General features: G+C 69.1%; 10 protein-coding genes. 5 read left to right on the top strand and 5 right to left on the bottom strand.

What is annotated here, in order from left to right; translation table 11 throughout:
* Positions 1 to 11: 11 nt before the first annotated feature.
* From AB0F40_RS12690 to AB0F40_RS12675, 4 genes are all read left to right on the top strand, one after another.
* On the top strand, positions 12 to 1,520 hold the full coding sequence (locus tag AB0F40_RS12690) for an extracellular solute-binding protein (RefSeq protein WP_357467458.1): 1,509 nt from the start codon (positions 12 to 14) through the stop codon (positions 1,518 to 1,520).
* Between the two features lie 65 nt (positions 1,521 to 1,585).
* The gene (locus AB0F40_RS12685; protein WP_357467455.1) at positions 1,586 to 2,869 is read left to right on the top strand and encodes a glycoside hydrolase family 28 protein; all 1,284 of its coding nucleotides are present in this window, start codon (positions 1,586 to 1,588) and stop codon (positions 2,867 to 2,869) included.
* Positions 2,847 to 3,317, top strand: a complete 471-nt coding sequence (locus AB0F40_RS12680; RefSeq protein WP_357467452.1) for a hypothetical protein — start codon at positions 2,847 to 2,849, stop codon at positions 3,315 to 3,317. Before AB0F40_RS12685 ends, AB0F40_RS12680 begins: the two co-directional genes overlap by 23 nt.
* A complete protein-coding gene (locus AB0F40_RS12675; protein WP_357467449.1) occupies positions 3,314 to 4,246 on the top strand; it encodes a carbohydrate ABC transporter permease in 933 nt (310 codons plus the stop codon). The genes AB0F40_RS12680 and AB0F40_RS12675 overlap by 4 nt, the downstream gene beginning before the upstream one ends.
* A gap of 36 nt (positions 4,247 to 4,282) precedes the next feature.
* On the opposite strand, the gene AB0F40_RS12670 is transcribed toward AB0F40_RS12675, so the two are convergent.
* The 5 genes from AB0F40_RS12670 to xylA all read right to left on the bottom strand — a co-directional run bounded on the left by AB0F40_RS12670 (position 4,283) and on the right by xylA (position 14,344).
* The gene (locus tag AB0F40_RS12670) at positions 4,283 to 8,080 is read right to left on the bottom strand and encodes an NACHT domain-containing protein (RefSeq protein ID WP_357467446.1); all 3,798 of its coding nucleotides are present in this window, start codon (positions 8,078 to 8,080) and stop codon (positions 4,283 to 4,285) included.
* 153 nt (positions 8,081 to 8,233) lie between these two features.
* Positions 8,234 to 9,733 (bottom strand): serine hydrolase domain-containing protein, encoded by a 1,500-nt coding sequence (locus AB0F40_RS12665; RefSeq protein ID WP_357467444.1) that lies wholly within the window; start codon positions 9,731 to 9,733, stop codon positions 8,234 to 8,236.
* A 47-nt stretch (positions 9,734 to 9,780) separates the two neighbouring features.
* Positions 9,781 to 11,478, bottom strand: coding sequence for an ATP-binding protein (locus AB0F40_RS12660; RefSeq protein ID WP_357467441.1), 1,698 nt, complete (start codon positions 11,476 to 11,478; stop codon positions 9,781 to 9,783).
* Positions 11,479 to 11,533: 55 nt separating this feature from the next.
* Positions 11,534 to 13,027 (bottom strand): xylulokinase, encoded by a 1,494-nt coding sequence (xylB, locus tag AB0F40_RS12655; RefSeq protein WP_357467439.1) that lies wholly within the window; start codon positions 13,025 to 13,027, stop codon positions 11,534 to 11,536.
* A gap of 162 nt (positions 13,028 to 13,189) precedes the next feature.
* Positions 13,190 to 14,344 carry a xylose isomerase gene (xylA, locus tag AB0F40_RS12650; RefSeq protein WP_357467436.1) on the bottom strand — a complete coding sequence of 385 codons (1,155 nt, stop codon included), beginning with the start codon at positions 14,342 to 14,344 and terminating at the stop codon, positions 13,190 to 13,192.
* 90 nt (positions 14,345 to 14,434) lie between these two features.
* Here xylA and AB0F40_RS12645 point away from each other — a divergent pair, with 90 nt between their 5' ends.
* Positions 14,435 to 15,637 (top strand): ROK family transcriptional regulator, encoded by a 1,203-nt coding sequence (locus tag AB0F40_RS12645; protein WP_357467434.1) that lies wholly within the window; start codon positions 14,435 to 14,437, stop codon positions 15,635 to 15,637.
* Positions 15,638 to 15,687: the final 50 nt, after the last annotated feature.

Below are 15,687 nucleotides of genomic sequence, written 5' to 3'. Positions count from 1 at the left end.
AGGGATGGCTCATGATCTCAAGAAGGAACGGAACGGCCGTGGCGTCGGCGACGGTGCTGGCACTCACGCTCGCCGCGTGCGGCGGCGGGTCGGGCGACGGCGACGGGGGTGACGCCGACGCTCCGCTGACCTGGATGTCGATGCTGCACACCCCGACGACGCCCGAGAAGAACGGCGCCATCGAGACGGCGCTCGAGGAGCACACGGGCACCGAGTTCGAGATGCAGTGGGTGCCCGACGCCTCCAAGGAGGAGAAGATCAACGCCGCGCTCGCCTCGGGCACTCTCGCCGACATCGTCTCGCTCACCCAGATCGACAGCACGACCGTGCGCTCGTCCCTGACCTCGGGCATGTTCTGGGACGTCGAGGAATATCTCTCCGAGTTTCCCAACCTGTCGAAGATCGACCCCCAGACGCTCGAGGCCGCCCGGATCGACGGCGAGCTGTACGGCGTGCCGTACCAGAAGATCAAGGCGCGCTACGGCGTCGTCGTGCGGCAGGACTGGCTGGACAACCTTGGCCTCGAGGTGCCGCACACCATCGAGGACCTCACAGCGGTCGCCCACGCGTTCGCCCACGATGACCCGGACGGCAACGGCAAGGACGACACCACGGGGTTCTACGACCGCGAGGAGAGCTTCCGGGTCGGCTTCCGCTCCCTGACCGGGTACTTCGGCGCGGGCAGCGTGTTCGAGGCGACCGAGGACGGGGACGTGGTGCCGACCTTCACCACAGACGCGTTCAAGGAAGCCATGGAGTGGTACCGCGGCGTGTACGAGGACGGCGGCGTGAACCAGGAGTTCGTCACCGTGCAGAAGCAGAACCAGCAGGACGGCATCGCGCAGGGCAAGGGCGGCATCGTCGTCACCGGCCTGTTCGAGGCGAAGAACTACATGGCCATCGCCCAGAGCGCCGACCCGGAGACGCCGATGGAGTGGGCGCTGGTCAACGACATCACCTACGAGGACGTGCCTCGTCGCATCCTCTCGGACACCAACGGCGGCATGGGCGGCTGGCTCGCTATCCCCAAGTCCGAGGTGGAGACGGAGGACGATCTGCGCAAGGTGCTGGGCTTCATCGACAAGCTCATGGACGAGGAGGCGTACGGCCTCATGACCAACGGCGTCGAGGGCACCCACTACGAGGTCGACGGCGACGGCGTGGTGACGATCACCGACCAGACCGCGTGGGAGCAGGAGGTCCAGCCGTTCAGCTCGTCGCGGCCGTCCGAGAAGGTCGTCACGTACAAGAACGCGACCCCGTACGTGGACGAGGGCAACGAGCTGATGGCGGAGAACGAGGACTACGTCATCACCAACCCGGCGCAGTCCCTGACGTCCGAGACGTACGACAGCCGGTGGTCGGCGATCGAGCAGCAGGTCAACGACGCCTACAACCAGTACATCACCGGGGCCATCGAGATGTCCGACTTCGAGGCGACGATCGAGGGCCTCCGCGGCGAGGGCCTCGACCAGATCATCGAGGAGTTCAGCGCGGCGTACGCCAAGGTGAACGGCTGACCACCCGGGCGCCGGCTGGTCCGAGACGGCCGGCCGGCGCCCTTCGGCGAGGCGAGAGGCAACACATGCAGACGAGCGACACAGACGTCTTGGAGACGGCAGCGTTCCAGGCCGAGATCGACGCGGCCGCGCAGGCGGGTGGCGGCACCGTGGTGGTCCGGTCCGGCGTGCACCGCACCGGAGCGCTGCGCCTGCGCAGCCACGTCGAGCTGCACCTCGAGGCAGGTGCCCGGCTGGAGTTCGTCCCGGACCCGGACCTGTACCCGCCGGTCGAGGCGCGCTGGGAGGGCGCACCGGGCCTGGTGCACTCCCCGTGCCTGTACGCGAGCGGCGAGACCGACGTCGCGATCACCGGGCTCGGCACGATCGACGGCCAGGGCCGGCGCTGGTGGGACACGTTCCGCGACGACAGGGAGGCCCTGGCACATCCACGGCCCACCCTGATCGGGCTGCACGGCTGCGAGCGGGTGACGATCCGCGACGTGTCGCTGCGCGACTCCCCGGCCTGGACGGTGCACCCGCTGCTCTGCCAGGACGTCAGCGTCTCAGGGGTGCGGATCACGAACCCGCCCGACTCGCCCAACACCGACGGCATCAACCCGGAGTCGTGCCGGAACGTCCGGATCAGCGACTGTCACATCGACGTCGGCGATGACTGCATCGCCATCAAGGCGGGCACCGAGGCCTCGCCGGAGCGGGTCCCGTGCGAGAACGTCACGATCACGGGCTGCACGATGGTGCACGGCCACGGCGGCGTGGTCATCGGCAGCGAGATGAGCGGCGGGGTGCGCAACGTCGTCATCACGGGCTGTGTGTTCCAAGGCACCGACCGTGGCATCCGCATCAAGTCGCGCCGCGGCCGTGGGGGAGTGGTCGAGGACATCCGGGTGACGAACGTCGTGATGACCGACGTGATGTGCCCGATCGTGATCAACCCACACTACTTCTGTGGCCCGGACGGCAAGGAGCCGCATGTCGGTGACCGGAGCCCGCACCCCGTCGATGACGCCACGCCGGACTTTCGCCGCATCCACCTCGCGCACATCACCGCCCGCGGGGTGCACGCGGCGGCGGGGCACCTCTACGGGTTGCCCGAGCGGCCTCTGGCCGAGCTCACGCTCGACGACGTCAAGGTCTCGTTCGCCGCCGACGCCGTCCCGGGGCGACCGGCCATGGCTGACGGGGTGGACCTCATGGCGCGGCAGGGCTTCTACCTCGGCAACGTCGCGGACTCCGACCTCGCTCGGGTCCGGGTCGACGGTGGCGAGGGTCCCGTGCTCCACGTGGAGAACAGCCCGACGCTGCGCCGGGCGGAGGTGAGGGGCGATGGTATCGACGACGGCGACTGAGCCCGCGCTGCGGCGTACCGCGGAGGTCTGGACGGCCGGGGCGGGCATGGCGCTGTCCACGCTGTTCCTCGGCGCGTTCACGCTGGTGCTGAACCGGCTCGACGAGGCCGAGTTCACCAGCACGCTGTACCCCGAGATGCAGCGCATCGGCCTGGACCTGACGGCCGGTGGTGTCGCGACTGACGCGTACGACGCGGCACGGACGCTCGCCGCCTGGTTCGGCTTCACCCTCATGGTCGTGCTGCTGCTCGGGATCTCGGGGATCTACGTGGCCAGACGGCGGCCCGGGCGGCGCACGACCGGATGGTACTTCGCCACCACCGGCCTGGTCTGCCTGGTGGGCAGCCAGCTGATCCTCTATCCGGTTGCCTTTCTGTTCTTCGTCAGCGCGGGGATGTTCGCGCTGCGCCGGCCCGAACTGCGGCCCGACCTTGGGAGCACACGATGAATACGACCGACGCCGCGCCCCGGGTGCCCCTGGACCGGCTGGCGAAGCGCACGAGCGGCCACCGGCGGCCCACCACCGGGATGCGGATCTTCCGCGTCGTCAACGTCCTGGTGCTCGGCGGGTTCGCGCTGATCTGCGTGCTGCCGTTCCTCAACGTGCTGGGCAGCTCGTTCGCGACGCCGGGCGAGCTCGCGACGCGCAGCTTCGTAGTCATCCCCGAGACGTTCACGCTCGACGCGTATCGCTACATCCTGTCGACGTCGACGATCTTCCGGGCGCTCGGGGTCTCGGTGTTCGTGACGGCCATGGGGACGTTCGTGAGCCTGCTGCTCACGTCGTTCATGGCGTACGCGCTGTCGAAGCCCTACCTGCGCGGACGCCGGGTGATCAACTTCCTCGTGATCTTCACGATGCTGTTCAGCGGCGGGATGATCCCGACGTTCATCGTGGTCCAGCAGCTCGGCCTCATCGACTCGCTGTGGGCGCTGATCCTGCCGGTCGCGATCAACGCGTTCAACTTCGTGATCATGCGCAGCTTCTTCCAGGCGATCCCCGACAGCCTCGAGGAGGCGGCCCGCATCGACGGGTGCTCCGACCTCGGGGTGTTCCTGCGGATCGTGCTGCCGCTGTCGCTCGCCTCGATCGCGACCATCGGCCTGTTCTACGCCGTCGGCTACTGGAACACCTACCAGCACGCGATCCTGTACATCAACGACTCCACGAAGTGGCCGATCCAGGTGCTGCTGCGGCAGATCGTCATCGTAGCGAGCGGTATGAACGCCGACGCCTCGGTGGTCGACGTCGTCCCGCCGGCCCAGTCGGTCAAGATGGCCGTGATCGTCGTTGCCACGCTGCCGATGCTGCTCGTGTACCCGTTCATCCAGCGGTACTTCGTGAAGGGGGCGCTCATCGGTTCGGTCAAGGGGTGAGTGGGGGCGCCTTCCGGGCAGTCATTCCGGATGCAGTTACGTGGTGGGTCGCTGAGGGCGACGGGCGGGCCCGTCTTCGATGAGATCTAGCCACTCCTGCAGGGGGTAGCTCCTGCGGAGGCCGACTATGAGGGTCGCGACGCACGCGTCGCTTCCTGTCGAAAGCGCCTCCACCGTCTGTGCACGGGCTCGGGCCCGGTCCGGATCGGCCAACTTCAAGGACAGCAGCGCATCCACCAGGCCGTCCTCATACGCGGCAGCACCGGGTAGTGCTTCCAGCACAGCGGTCCAGGCCTGACCACACTCGTCGGTCGTCGGCCTTAACGACACCAACGCCCCCACTAGGTCCTTTACTAGTGTGGCCCTTCCCCGGGTGTCCTCGGTGTCAGCCAAGGCCGACAGAACCGCTGCCCGCGCCTGCGCGCGCTCCTCGTCACGCGGTCCTAGCGATAGCAACGCCCCCACTAGGTCCTTTACTAGTGTGGCCCTTCCCCGGGTGTCCTCGGTGTCAGCCAAGGCCGACAGAACCGCTGCCCGCGCCTGCGCGCGCTCCTCGTCACGCGGTCCTAGCGATAGCAACGCCCCCACCTGGTCGGCCACATACGGACCTGCACAGATCTCCGCCAAGAACACGGCCCGCATACGCGCTCGCTCTTCGCTGGTCGGCCTCAACGACAGCAACAGCTTCATCAGGCTCCTCGGTTCGCCCGTAATCCTGGTGTCCTTGTCGCCCAATGCCGACAGAACTGCGATCCGTGCCCGTGTCCGCGCGCGCTCATGGTCAGTCGGTCCCAGAGACAGCAACGCCTCCGCCGTGTACTCCGCCCAGCTGCCAGCGTGAGGCAACGTCAGCAGCACCGCGTCCCGTGCTCGAGCCCGTTCCTCCCTGCTCGGTCCCAGCGACAGCAGCAGCCTCACCAGACCCGCGCCGCGATAGGCGTCCGCGTCGGGCAAAGCCTCCAGGACGGCGGACCGCACATCCGCCAGCTCCTGGCTGCTTGGCGTCAGCGACAACAGGGCCGCCGCCAGGTCATCTGCCGAGTTCGTGCTCACGCCGCCGAGCGTTTCCGCCATCGCCGCCCACGCTTGTGCGCGTTCCTCATCACTGGGTCCAAGCGACAGCAGTGCCTCTGCCAGGTGGTCCGCCCTGATGTCAGCGTGGGGCAACGCCAGCAGCATTGCGTCCCGCGCATGCGCCAGATCCTGACGGCTCGGCGTCAACAGCAACAGTGCTTCCGCCAGCCGAGGCCGGCTCAACTCGGACAAAGGCGCCGTAATCAGCGCTTCCAGCACGATGCTCCGCGCACGTGCCTGCTCTTCGGCGCTCAGCCCCAACAACGACAGCGCCTGCACCAAATTTGGTAAGGAGAAGGGGTCCGCATCATGCAATGTCGACAACAGCGCGGCTCGCGCCCGCGTTCGCTCCTCGGCGCTCGGTCCCATCGACACCAAGACCTCTACCCGGCCCCACACGATGTTGGCAGTCCCGGCGGGGAGCAGGTTTAGCACAACAGTCCTCACACGCGCCTGCGTTCGCGCATCGAGGCCGGGACCTAGCTCCGTGAGAACCAACGCGGCGGCCAAGGTCGTCACGAGGCCCCCGTCAGATAGCTGTTCTAGTACCTTGGCAACGACATCGCTGTTCGATCGTTCCCAGTGCGCCGAACGACTGATGAGACGAGGCTTCCAGGCAGGACCCGAGTCTGTCGTCGTGGTCGCGTGCCGTACGCGGCCGGCGTTCAGCAGACTCTGATCTCCATCGACCCATTCGCCAGGATCGGATTCAGCAGCGATCTCAACGAGCTGACGGTCGAACTCTCGCGAAATCTGGTTCCGCGCAGTGTCCTGGGGCATATGGTTCGCAGCGAAGTCGTCGCAGATACGCCCCAGCAGCTCTCCCGGCCGCCGGCGGTTGTGTGCAGCGATGGCTGCTGGTGCAGCGACAGCCCAGTCCGAGTCGTACCAGAGGTGCGGGAGCAGGATCTCGGCGGCCTCGTCGGTAGGCAGGTCGGCGACGTACTCGGCGACGAAGTGCTCGAGCAGGGTGCGGTGCTGAAAGCGTCGTGTCACCACCCCTTCGCCGTCGACCCGGACCTTGGGTGCGATCGCGTCGAGCGCGGGGTCGTCGTAGGTGCCGGGTGGCTGCGCGAAGGTCTCGCCCCAGTTGCCGAGCCCGGTCGGGGTGTTGGCGTTGCCGACGGCGTGCCAGGCCCATGCAGCAAGGGTCTTCTGCCGCTCGGCCGGATCGCGTGTGGCCGCACCGGGTCCTTTGGCGGTATCCACGTGGTGGAACGTACGGCGCACGATCCGCGCGTAGAGTGCATGCCTGCGCACCGGTAGCTTCTGCACGTCGGCCGATGGCCCCTCACCTGCGATGGTGCAGTAGAACGTCAGGATCAGGGGCACTACGACCGCACGCACCAGGTCGGGGCGGTTCCGTAGTTGCTCGATCAGGGCTTGGGCACGTCCCGCATCGGTCGCGAACCATGCCTCGACGAAGTCTTCGACGTCATCGGTGCGCAGCTCATGGAGGCTGACCACCCGTAACGAGCCGCCCGAGCCCGGCGCACGGCCGCGCACGCTGTCCCAGGCGGAGGGGCGGCTGGTCATCACTACCCGGCATCGTTCACCGCTGAGGACGGTCAGGGTGTGCAGGCGGTTGCCCTGGTCGTTCTGGTTCTCACGGCTCGCGGCCTCGTCGAGTGAGTCGACGATCAGCAGCACTCGTGTCTCAGCCAGCATGAGCGTCCGCTGAAGCTGACCGGAAAGGTCGCTTCCCGCGATGTCGCTGTGTCCCAGGACAGGGTCGAAGGAGGACGCCACCAACGTTTCGCGGGTACCCGGTCCGGACGTCTGTGCCCACCGATCCCAGGTGGTGAACAGTGGGATCTCCACCTCGTCGAGGTTCGCGCCGGCTTCGAGCCGGTCTAGTGCGGCGCGAGCGGTGTCGCGCGCGTACCGCCGTGCCAGCCAGGTCTTCCCGGAGCCCGGACCGCCGAGAACCACGAGCATCTCCTGGCGCTCCAGCGCTTCCTGCTCGGTGAACTGCTCCGATTCCGCTCCGGAGCGGTCGTCGGGGGTGCCGACGGTCAACCGACGCTCGATCGATGACGGCACGACGCCGGACCAGACCGGGCTGTCCCAGTCGGTGATGCGCGTGCGCAGGTAGGCCATGACCTCGCCGGCCGTCGCGCCACGCACCAGGGCGGCCCGAAGCTCGGTGAGGTCCTGCGCGACGTCGCCCAGGTCGAGGCAGAGCCTGCCGACATCGTCGAGCACCGTCGTCAGCGCTGGCAGCACGACGGGCTCGCTCGCCTTGATATCGCCGATCAGCGCTCCGTAGGTCTCCTGGATGGCGCGTTCGGCGACGATCTGCCGGTCCTCTTGTACACGCTGACGCCAGAATCCGCGCCGTCCCCAGTCCGGGTCGGTCTTCCGCGCGGCAGTCAGGACCCGCGCTGCCACACGTTCGGGATCGAACTTCTCCTGCGCGATCTGCTCGTGGGCCAGTCCGTACCTCCCGACCGTGCGAGCGGCCAGGCTTAGGCCCTGGTCGACCTCGAGAAGCCCTTCGGTCCGGGCCCACTGGAGCACGGCGTCCGTGGTCCTGCGGTGCAGTCCACGTAGCTCCGGGGTGGTGTTGTACCTGGCGACGAGGTGGCGAACCATCTCGCCGGTAGCCGTCCCCAGAGCCGGGGTGACGCCGTCCAGGGCTGCGATAGCGACCGCACTCAACGACTGCGCGAGGAACGGACGACCACTCGAACCCACCACGGTGCCTCCATCAGGACCGACACGAACTCCGTTGATCGAACGCGTGAGCAGCGTACCCAAGAGTCGGCAGCTCACCCTGAGATTCGGGCATCTCGGCGACGCGCCCGTCTCAGGTCCGGATCTGCGTCACTCCCGCGCAGTCGGTGTGGGTGGCGACGACTGCGGCGGCCCTGCCGGTGCTGATCGCCAGCCTGTTCATCCAGCGGTTCTTCGTCAAGGGGCGCACCGATCGGGTCGGTCAAGGTGCGAGTGGAACGTCCACGCCGGGTCGGCGGACTCGCCGAACGCCTGGGACTGGACGGCGAGCGAGCCGTCCGGCGCCCACGCGAGCCGTATCCGCCACGTGGTCAGGTCGTCGCCGTGCAGCGCGCAGCGGACGTCCACCGTGTCGGGTCCGGAGCGGCCGGCGGTGACGATGGCGGGCTGCCCAGCGATCCAGGTCCGAACGGCGCGGTCGAAGCGGAACTCGATGTCCCAGTCGCCGGCTCGATCCGACGCGGCGCGCAGGCGACCGCCGTCGTCGCGGAGCGACAGGACGAGCTCTGACACTCTCGGGCCGTCCGCGACGTTCCGGTAAGTCCCGCCGGACACCGGGACGGTTGAGGTGTCGTGCCGTGGCGCGGGCCAGTCGAGGCCGACGACGGCGTAGGGCGCGCATGGTGCCGGAGCGGTGACGGGCTTCGGGCCTGAGCTGTCTCCGCTCGCGTGGGCGGGCCCCTGACCAGTGGGTTCCTGATCCGTGCGAGCCTGGTCGGCGCTGAGCCGCTCGACGAGCGGATCGACCAGCAGGTCGAGCATGTCGTCGATGAGGCGGTCCCCGCTCCCGCATGCCTGGGCGTCCGCGGTGACCACGACCGCGAGCCCGCGGGCGGGGTCGCCGTACACGAGCTGGCCGCCAAGGCCGAACAGCAGCCAGCTTCCCGGTCGGGGGAGCCAGAGCTGGTAGCCGTAGCCGCGGCGCAGCGCAGCGGCCTCGGTCTGCAGTGCGGTGTCGGCCTGCGGGCTCGTGGCGTCGCGCAGGTAGTCGGCAGGCAGCAGCCGGGCGCCGTCGTGCACGCCGTCGTCGAGCAGCAGGTGCGCCAGGCGCAGCAGGTCGCACGGGGTGCAGATCAGCCCCGAGCCGCCGTGGCTGATGCCCTCCGGCCCGGTGAGGAACCGCAGGCCGGGGCTGACGCCCAGCGGGTCGAGCAGGCGCGGACGCAGGAAGTCCGGGAGCGACGTGCCCGACAGACGTTCCACGAGGGCGGCGAGCACGTAAGAGGCGCTGGTGTCGTAGGTGAAGACCGTGCCCGGCGGATGCGTCGGCGGCACCCGGAAGTACGACTCCAGCCAGCCCCCGGCGGTGCGCTTGTACGTGGTGGACCGATGCGGTCCGCGCATGGCGAGCATGTGCCGGAGCGTCGTCGCCTCGAGCCACGGGTGCACCGGGCCCATCTCCGGGAAGTGCTTCACGATGGGGTCGTCGAGGCTCAGCCTGCCCTCGTCCGCGAGCAGCCCGATCGCGAGACCGGTGATGGTCTTGGACACCGAGTACATCCGCTGCGGCGTGTCCAGGTCGAACGGGTCGCTCACGGCGTGCGTGACGGTCTCGCCGTGGATGCTCACCTGGATCGTGTGCAGGGCGATGTCGTGCGTGACTGCCCGGCGGGCGAGCGCGCCGATGGCCGCCGTGGCGACGTCGGCAGGTGCTGTCGGGCTGGCCCGTCGATCCATGGACCGCGACCATACCGGATCGAGCCGCGGAATCACCCGGTTGGTGATCACGTCCGGCGGTAGACCGTCCCCCGCTGCCCGGCTCCACCGAGCAGGTCGATATCGCCGATCTCACGGAGCCGCTTGAGGGTGTAGCTCACCTGACGTTCTGTTAGCCCGGTGGCGTCGATGAGGTCTCTCATCGAACGTGGGCCGTCGGTCAGGATACTCAGGATGAGGTCGCTGTGTTTGGGGCGCTTCTCAGGTATCGGCACGAGACTGAACGTGGGCCCAGCGGCAGGCCCGAGCCGGTAGGCGCGTCCTCGCCCGTCACCCAGCGCCACGGCGAGCTTGCGCTCCACGAGATCGGTCAGGAGCGCGCGCGCCTCGGTGGAGTCCATCGGGAACCTGTCGCGAAGGGAGCGGTTCGTCCATGACTCACCGTGCCGCATCGCCGCGAGAACATGCCGCTGGGTGTCGGTCAGACCGCGGGCGGCGCTGAGAGTCGCGAGCCACTCGAGGTCGTCCGGGTCGAGCAAGGCATGCTCTGGCACGATCGCGGTGAACCGGATGCCGGCATCGATGAAGCGGGGAGGCGTCATCCCCGCTTCCCTCAGTGCCTGTCGAACGGTGGCGATCCCAGATCCGATACCTTCGATCACGCGGCGTCCATCGACGGTCCGGACGTCCTTGCTGATGTCGTAGAGGCTTTGATTGCGAGCGCTGCCGCCGGTACCGGTGCCGAGCTGTTCGAGTGTGAGTCCGTGCAAGCCGCCCGGGTTCGTGATCACGAGCCGATCGTCCCGCAACGTCATGGTTACTCGCGCGCTCAGTGCATGCGGACCCAGGTCGCGATGCACAAGCGCGTTGGCGACAAGCTCGCGCACTGCCTCGGTCGGGTACTCCGGTTCGTCCCGCCCATGCCCGTCGGTGCCGAATCGCACGCGCGTCGCGGTGTTGCGCCGCACCCAAGCGACAGCCTGATCGAGGAGTTCCGGCAACGGCCCGTCGAAGTGGGCGATGTCAGCGCTACGTGTCCCGATGGGGTCTCCCGGACGAGCGGCAACGTTCGCGGTGATCGAGAGCGTCGGGAAGTGCATCTGTGGGTACCTGCCGAGCGTGTAGATCCCCGCGAGAGTCGGGACGCCTTCTCGGGTGACGACTCGGGTGGCGCGCAGGACGTCGTCGTCGGGCATCGAGGCAAGCCGTGGGGACCGTGCTCGGCAGTTCGCGACGTAGGTCGCCACCAGACCGTCGTCGAGATCGTCACGCATGGCACCTTGGGCAGGGGCCTGGTCGTGGCGTGCTACCCCACGGTTCGCCACGAACCCCTGTCGCTCAAGTTCCGAGAGGGTGTAGTCACCGTCGTACGAGCGTAGGTAGGCGTGCCCGGTGGCTCTGACCTCGCAGGGCTTGTCGGTGGCGGGCAGCTCGCGCACCCGAGCCAGAACGATCGTGCTGCCCTCGATGTCTCCCGTCGTGAACGACACCTGAAGTGGGGGAGCAACAGCCTTGCGTGCTTGGGACGCGAGGCGAGCTTGTGCATCCGCGACATCGTAGACGCCGACCGCTTCGAAGCCCGATCGCTCGTTCAAGCCGAGGACGATGACACCGCCACCGGGCATATTGGCAAATGCCGAGAGCGTCGGCGCGAGATCCTGTGGATAGCCTTGGTGCGCCGCTTTGGCCTCGATCCCGCTGACGTCGCTCCCCTCGGCGCAAAGTAGATCGACGATGTCCTCGACACTCAAATCGACACTTTCCACAGTGCAAATATACAACACTCGCGAGTGTGGGCGAGTGTAGGTTTGTCAATTTCAGTCAGGCCAGGTCCCTGACCCGGGCATACTGCTCGCGGATCACTGGCTTCGCGTCGGCGTCCAGCGTGGTGGCGATCGTCGTGGACCACGCAGGTGCCTCGGCGGCGGGGTCGGCCGCACGGGCCAGCGCCCAGGCGGCCTGGCGCGCGGCGCCGTCGGCCACGTACTCGCCGGGCTCGGGGATGCTGATCGGCAGCCCGAAGATCTGCGGGGCGATCTGCTGCACCGCCGACGACTGTGCCGCACCGCCGATCAGCAGCACGCGCTCCACGGCGACACCCTGCGCGCGCAGGGCGTCGAGACCGTCCGCGAGACCGCACAGCATGCCCTCGATGTAGGCGCGAGCCAGGTGGGGGCGGGTCGACGTCGCGAGGCGGATGCCGTGCAGGGTGCCGGTGGCGTCGGGCCGGTTGGGTGTGCGCTCGCCCTCCAGGTAGGGCACGAGCACGAGGCCGTCGGAGCCGGGCGGGGCCTGTAGCGCGAGCTCGGCCAGCCCGTCGAAGTCGACGTCGAGCACCTCGCGCGCGGCGTCCAGGACCCGTGCCGCGTTCAGCGTCACGGCGAGCATGAGGGCGTTGCCTGTCGCGTCGGCGAAGCCGTTGATCGCGCCGGAGCCGTCCGCGGTGCGCTGCGGCGCGACGGCGGAGACCACCCCGGAGGTACCGATCGAGATGGCGATGTCGCCCGGCGTCATGCCGAGCCCGAGGGAGGCACCCGCGTTGTCACCGGCGCCCGGCCCGATGAGGCATCCGTTCGACGCGATCGAGGTGGCGGTCGCGCCACCCGCGACGCTCGGGTGCGCGACGGCGCCCGTCTCGGCCACGCCGACCACGCGCGGCAGCACGACGTCGGCGCGCCCCAGGGCCCGTTCCAGCAGGTCCGGTCGGTACTCACCGACGGAGGCGTCGTAGTAGCCGGTGCCGGACGCGTCGGAACGGTCGGTGAAGAGCTTGTCCAGCTGCGGGCCGAGGGGCGCCGTCGGGTCGCCTGCGGGGCCGTAGCCCGCGATGCGCCAGGAGAGCCAGTCGTGCGGCAGGGCGACGGCGGCGACCTTGGCGGCGTTCTCGGGCTCGTTGTCGCGCAGCCAGCGCAGCTTGGTGATCGTCAGGGACGCGACGAGCACGGAGCCGACGGCGTCGGCCCAGGCCTGGGCGCCCGCTTCGCGGTCGCCGTCGCCCAGCTCGGTGATCAGGGTCTCCGCCGACGGCGCGGAACGGTTGTCGTTCCACAGCAGCGCGGGCCGGATGACGTTGCCGTCGGCGTCGAGCGTGACCATGCCGTGCTGCTGACCGCCCACGGCCAGCGCGGTGACGTCGGCCAGGCCGCCCGCCGCCGCGGCCGCCTCCTGGAAGGCGTCCCACCAGTGCCGCGGATCGACCTCCGTGCCGTCCGGGTGCTTGGCGGAACCGGTCCGGACCAGCGCACCGGTCTCGGCGTCGCGGACGACGATCTTGCAGGACTGCGTGGATGTGTCCACGCCGGCGACGAGGGGCATCGGTGCTCCGGTGACGGGAAGGGAACGAGACGACGAACGCTACCGCGTGACTGTCGCGGGGCCGAGCATCTCTCTTCGAGGCCTAAGTTTCTTCGCTTTCAGCGGGCTCAAAGCGAAGAAACTTAGACCTCGAAGAGGGGGATGACGAGACGAGGGCGGCTGTCAGCCGATCAGGTGGTTCAGGGCCAGCTGGTGGAGGCGGACCAGGCCGTAGTCCCGCTCGGCCAGGGCGTCCACGTCCGGGTCCTGCTCGGCTAGGAACGAGTCGAACGTCTCGCCCTCGGCGAGGGTCGACTGCCCCAGCTCGAAGATGCCCGCGTGCTCGAAGGCCGCCTGGACCTCGGGGTCGGCCCGGTACGCCGCGGCCTTGGCCGCGAGCATGTCGTAGGTCGTCATGTTCGCCTTGGCCGACTCCCACACGCCGTCGAGGTACTCGGTGCGCGAGGGCTTGTAGTCGAAGTGGCGCGGGCCCTCGTAGCGCGGGCCGCCGTTCGGGAAGCCGTTCTCCAGCAGGTCGACGGTGAAGAACGCCGACAGCAGGTCACCGTGACCGAACACGAGATCCTGGTCGTACTTCGGGCCGTGCTGGCCGTTCAGGTCGATGTGGAAGAGCTTTCCGACGTGCAGGGCGAGCGCGATGCCGTGCGTGTAGTTGAGGCCGGCCATCTGCTCGTGGCCCGTCTCCGGGTTGAGGCCCACCATCTCGGCGTTGTCGAGCGAGTCGATCAGCGCGATGGCGTGACCGATCGTCGGCAGGAAGATGTCGCCGCGCGGCTCGTTCGGCTTGGGCTCCAGGGCGATCTTGAGCCCGTAGCCCTTCTCCTTGATGTACGAGGCGACGGTGTCGATGCCCTCGGCGTAGCGCGCGTGCGCGGCGTTGAGGTCCTTCGAGTTGTCGTACTCGGTGCCCTCGCGGCCGCCCCACATGACGAAGGTCTCGGCGCCCATGTCAGCGGCGAGGTCCACGTTGCGCAGCACCTTGCGCAGGCCGAAACGGCGCACGTCGCGGTTGTTGGAGGTGAACGCGCCGTCCTTGAAGACCGGGTGCGTGAACGTGTTGGTCGTGACCATCTCGCAGACCATGCCCGTGTCCGAGGCGGCCTGCTTGACGGAGTCGATGTGCTTCTGGCGCTCGGCGTCGTCCGAGCCGAACGGGAAGACGTCGTTGTCGTGGAACGTGAAGCCCCAGGCGCCCAGGTCTGCAAGCTTGCGGATGGACTCCGCCGGGTCGAGCTCGGGGCGCGATGCCGTGCCGAACGGGTCGACGGCGTTCCAGCCGATGGTCCACAGGCCGAACGAGTACTTGATGTCGCTCACGGGGGTCTCCTCATCGAGGCGGCCCCGGCATCCGGCGCCGCATTTGTTGTATGGATGAACTATTGCCCGGGTCTCGGCTACAGTCAAGGCGTGACCACCGCCGGGACCGCACGCGACACCACTACGCGGACGAGCCCAGGTGCGGCCCGCCAGCACACCCTGCGCGAACGCAACCTCGAGCTGGTCGCGCGGGCGGTGTTCGAGGTGCCAGAACCACTCTCGCGCGCCGGTGTGGCCGCTGCGACCGGTCTCGCCAGGGCGACGGTGTCGACGCTGGTGGACCAGCTCGTGGCCGCAGGGCTCGTTCGCGAGCTGCCCGCCGTGACCGGCGGGCGCGCCGGCCGGCCGGCGGTCCCGCTGGTCCCCGCGCCACGCTCCGTCGTCGGCCTCGGGCTCGAGGTGAACGTGGACTACCTGGGCGTGCGGGTGCTCGACCTGACCGGCGACGTCGTGTCGGAGCAGGTGGTGCCCGGCGCGCTCCACGACAGCGATCCGGCGGTCGTGCTCGGTCGGCTCGGGCGGCTCGCCCGCGAGGTGTCCGACGGCGTCGTGGCGTCCGGCATGACGGTCGCCGGCGCGCGGCTGGCACTGCCGGGCCTGGTCGACCCCCGTACGGGCCTCCTCGAGGTGGCGCCCAACCTCGGCTGGTCGTCGCTCGACCCGGTCCCGCTCCTGGGGCTCGGCGACGTAGCGGTGCGCATCGCCAACGAGGCCAAGCTCGCGGCGCTCGCCGAGCTGGCCGGCGGCTCCGACGTCGCGGCACCCGACTCCTTCATCTTCGTGTCGGGCGACGTCGGCATCGGCGGCGCCGTCGTCGTCGACCGCGAGCTGTTCCTGGGGGAGCGCGGGTGGAACGGCGAGATCGGCCACGTGGTGGTCGACCCCGCCGGGCCGCGCTGCTCGTGCGGCGCGTTCGGCTGCCTGGAGCAGTACGCGGGCAAGGAGGCGATGATGCGCACGGCGGGACTGCCGCCGGACTCCCCGCTGGCCGCACTCGTCACCCGGCAGGCACAGGCCGACGTCCTGCTCCCGGCAGGCCGAGCCCTCGGCTCGGCGCTCGCGGACTTCGTGAACCTGCTCGACGTCGGCACGATCGTGCTCGGTGGTGCGTACACCGAGCTGCTGCCGTGGCTCCGGGCCGACGTCGAGGCAGTGCTGGCCGACCGCGTGCTGGCCGCACCGTTCGTCGACCTGGACGTCCGGGCCGCGCAGGCCGGGCCGCACGCCGCGCTGACGGGCGGGGCGCGCGAGGTGCTGCGGGCGGTGCTGGCGGCCCCTGCCGCCTGGGTCTGAACCGGATCGCACATTGCCGGTCCGCGCGAGAAGATAATCCCCTGGGATAG

The sequence above is a fragment of the Promicromonospora sp. NPDC023987 genome (genome assembly GCF_040639055.1).
In the GTDB taxonomy this organism is placed as follows: Bacteria; Actinomycetota; Actinomycetes; order Actinomycetales; family Cellulomonadaceae; genus Promicromonospora.
The sequence above is the reverse complement of the archived record's forward strand: the minus strand, read 5'-3'. Positions and strand labels throughout refer to the sequence as shown.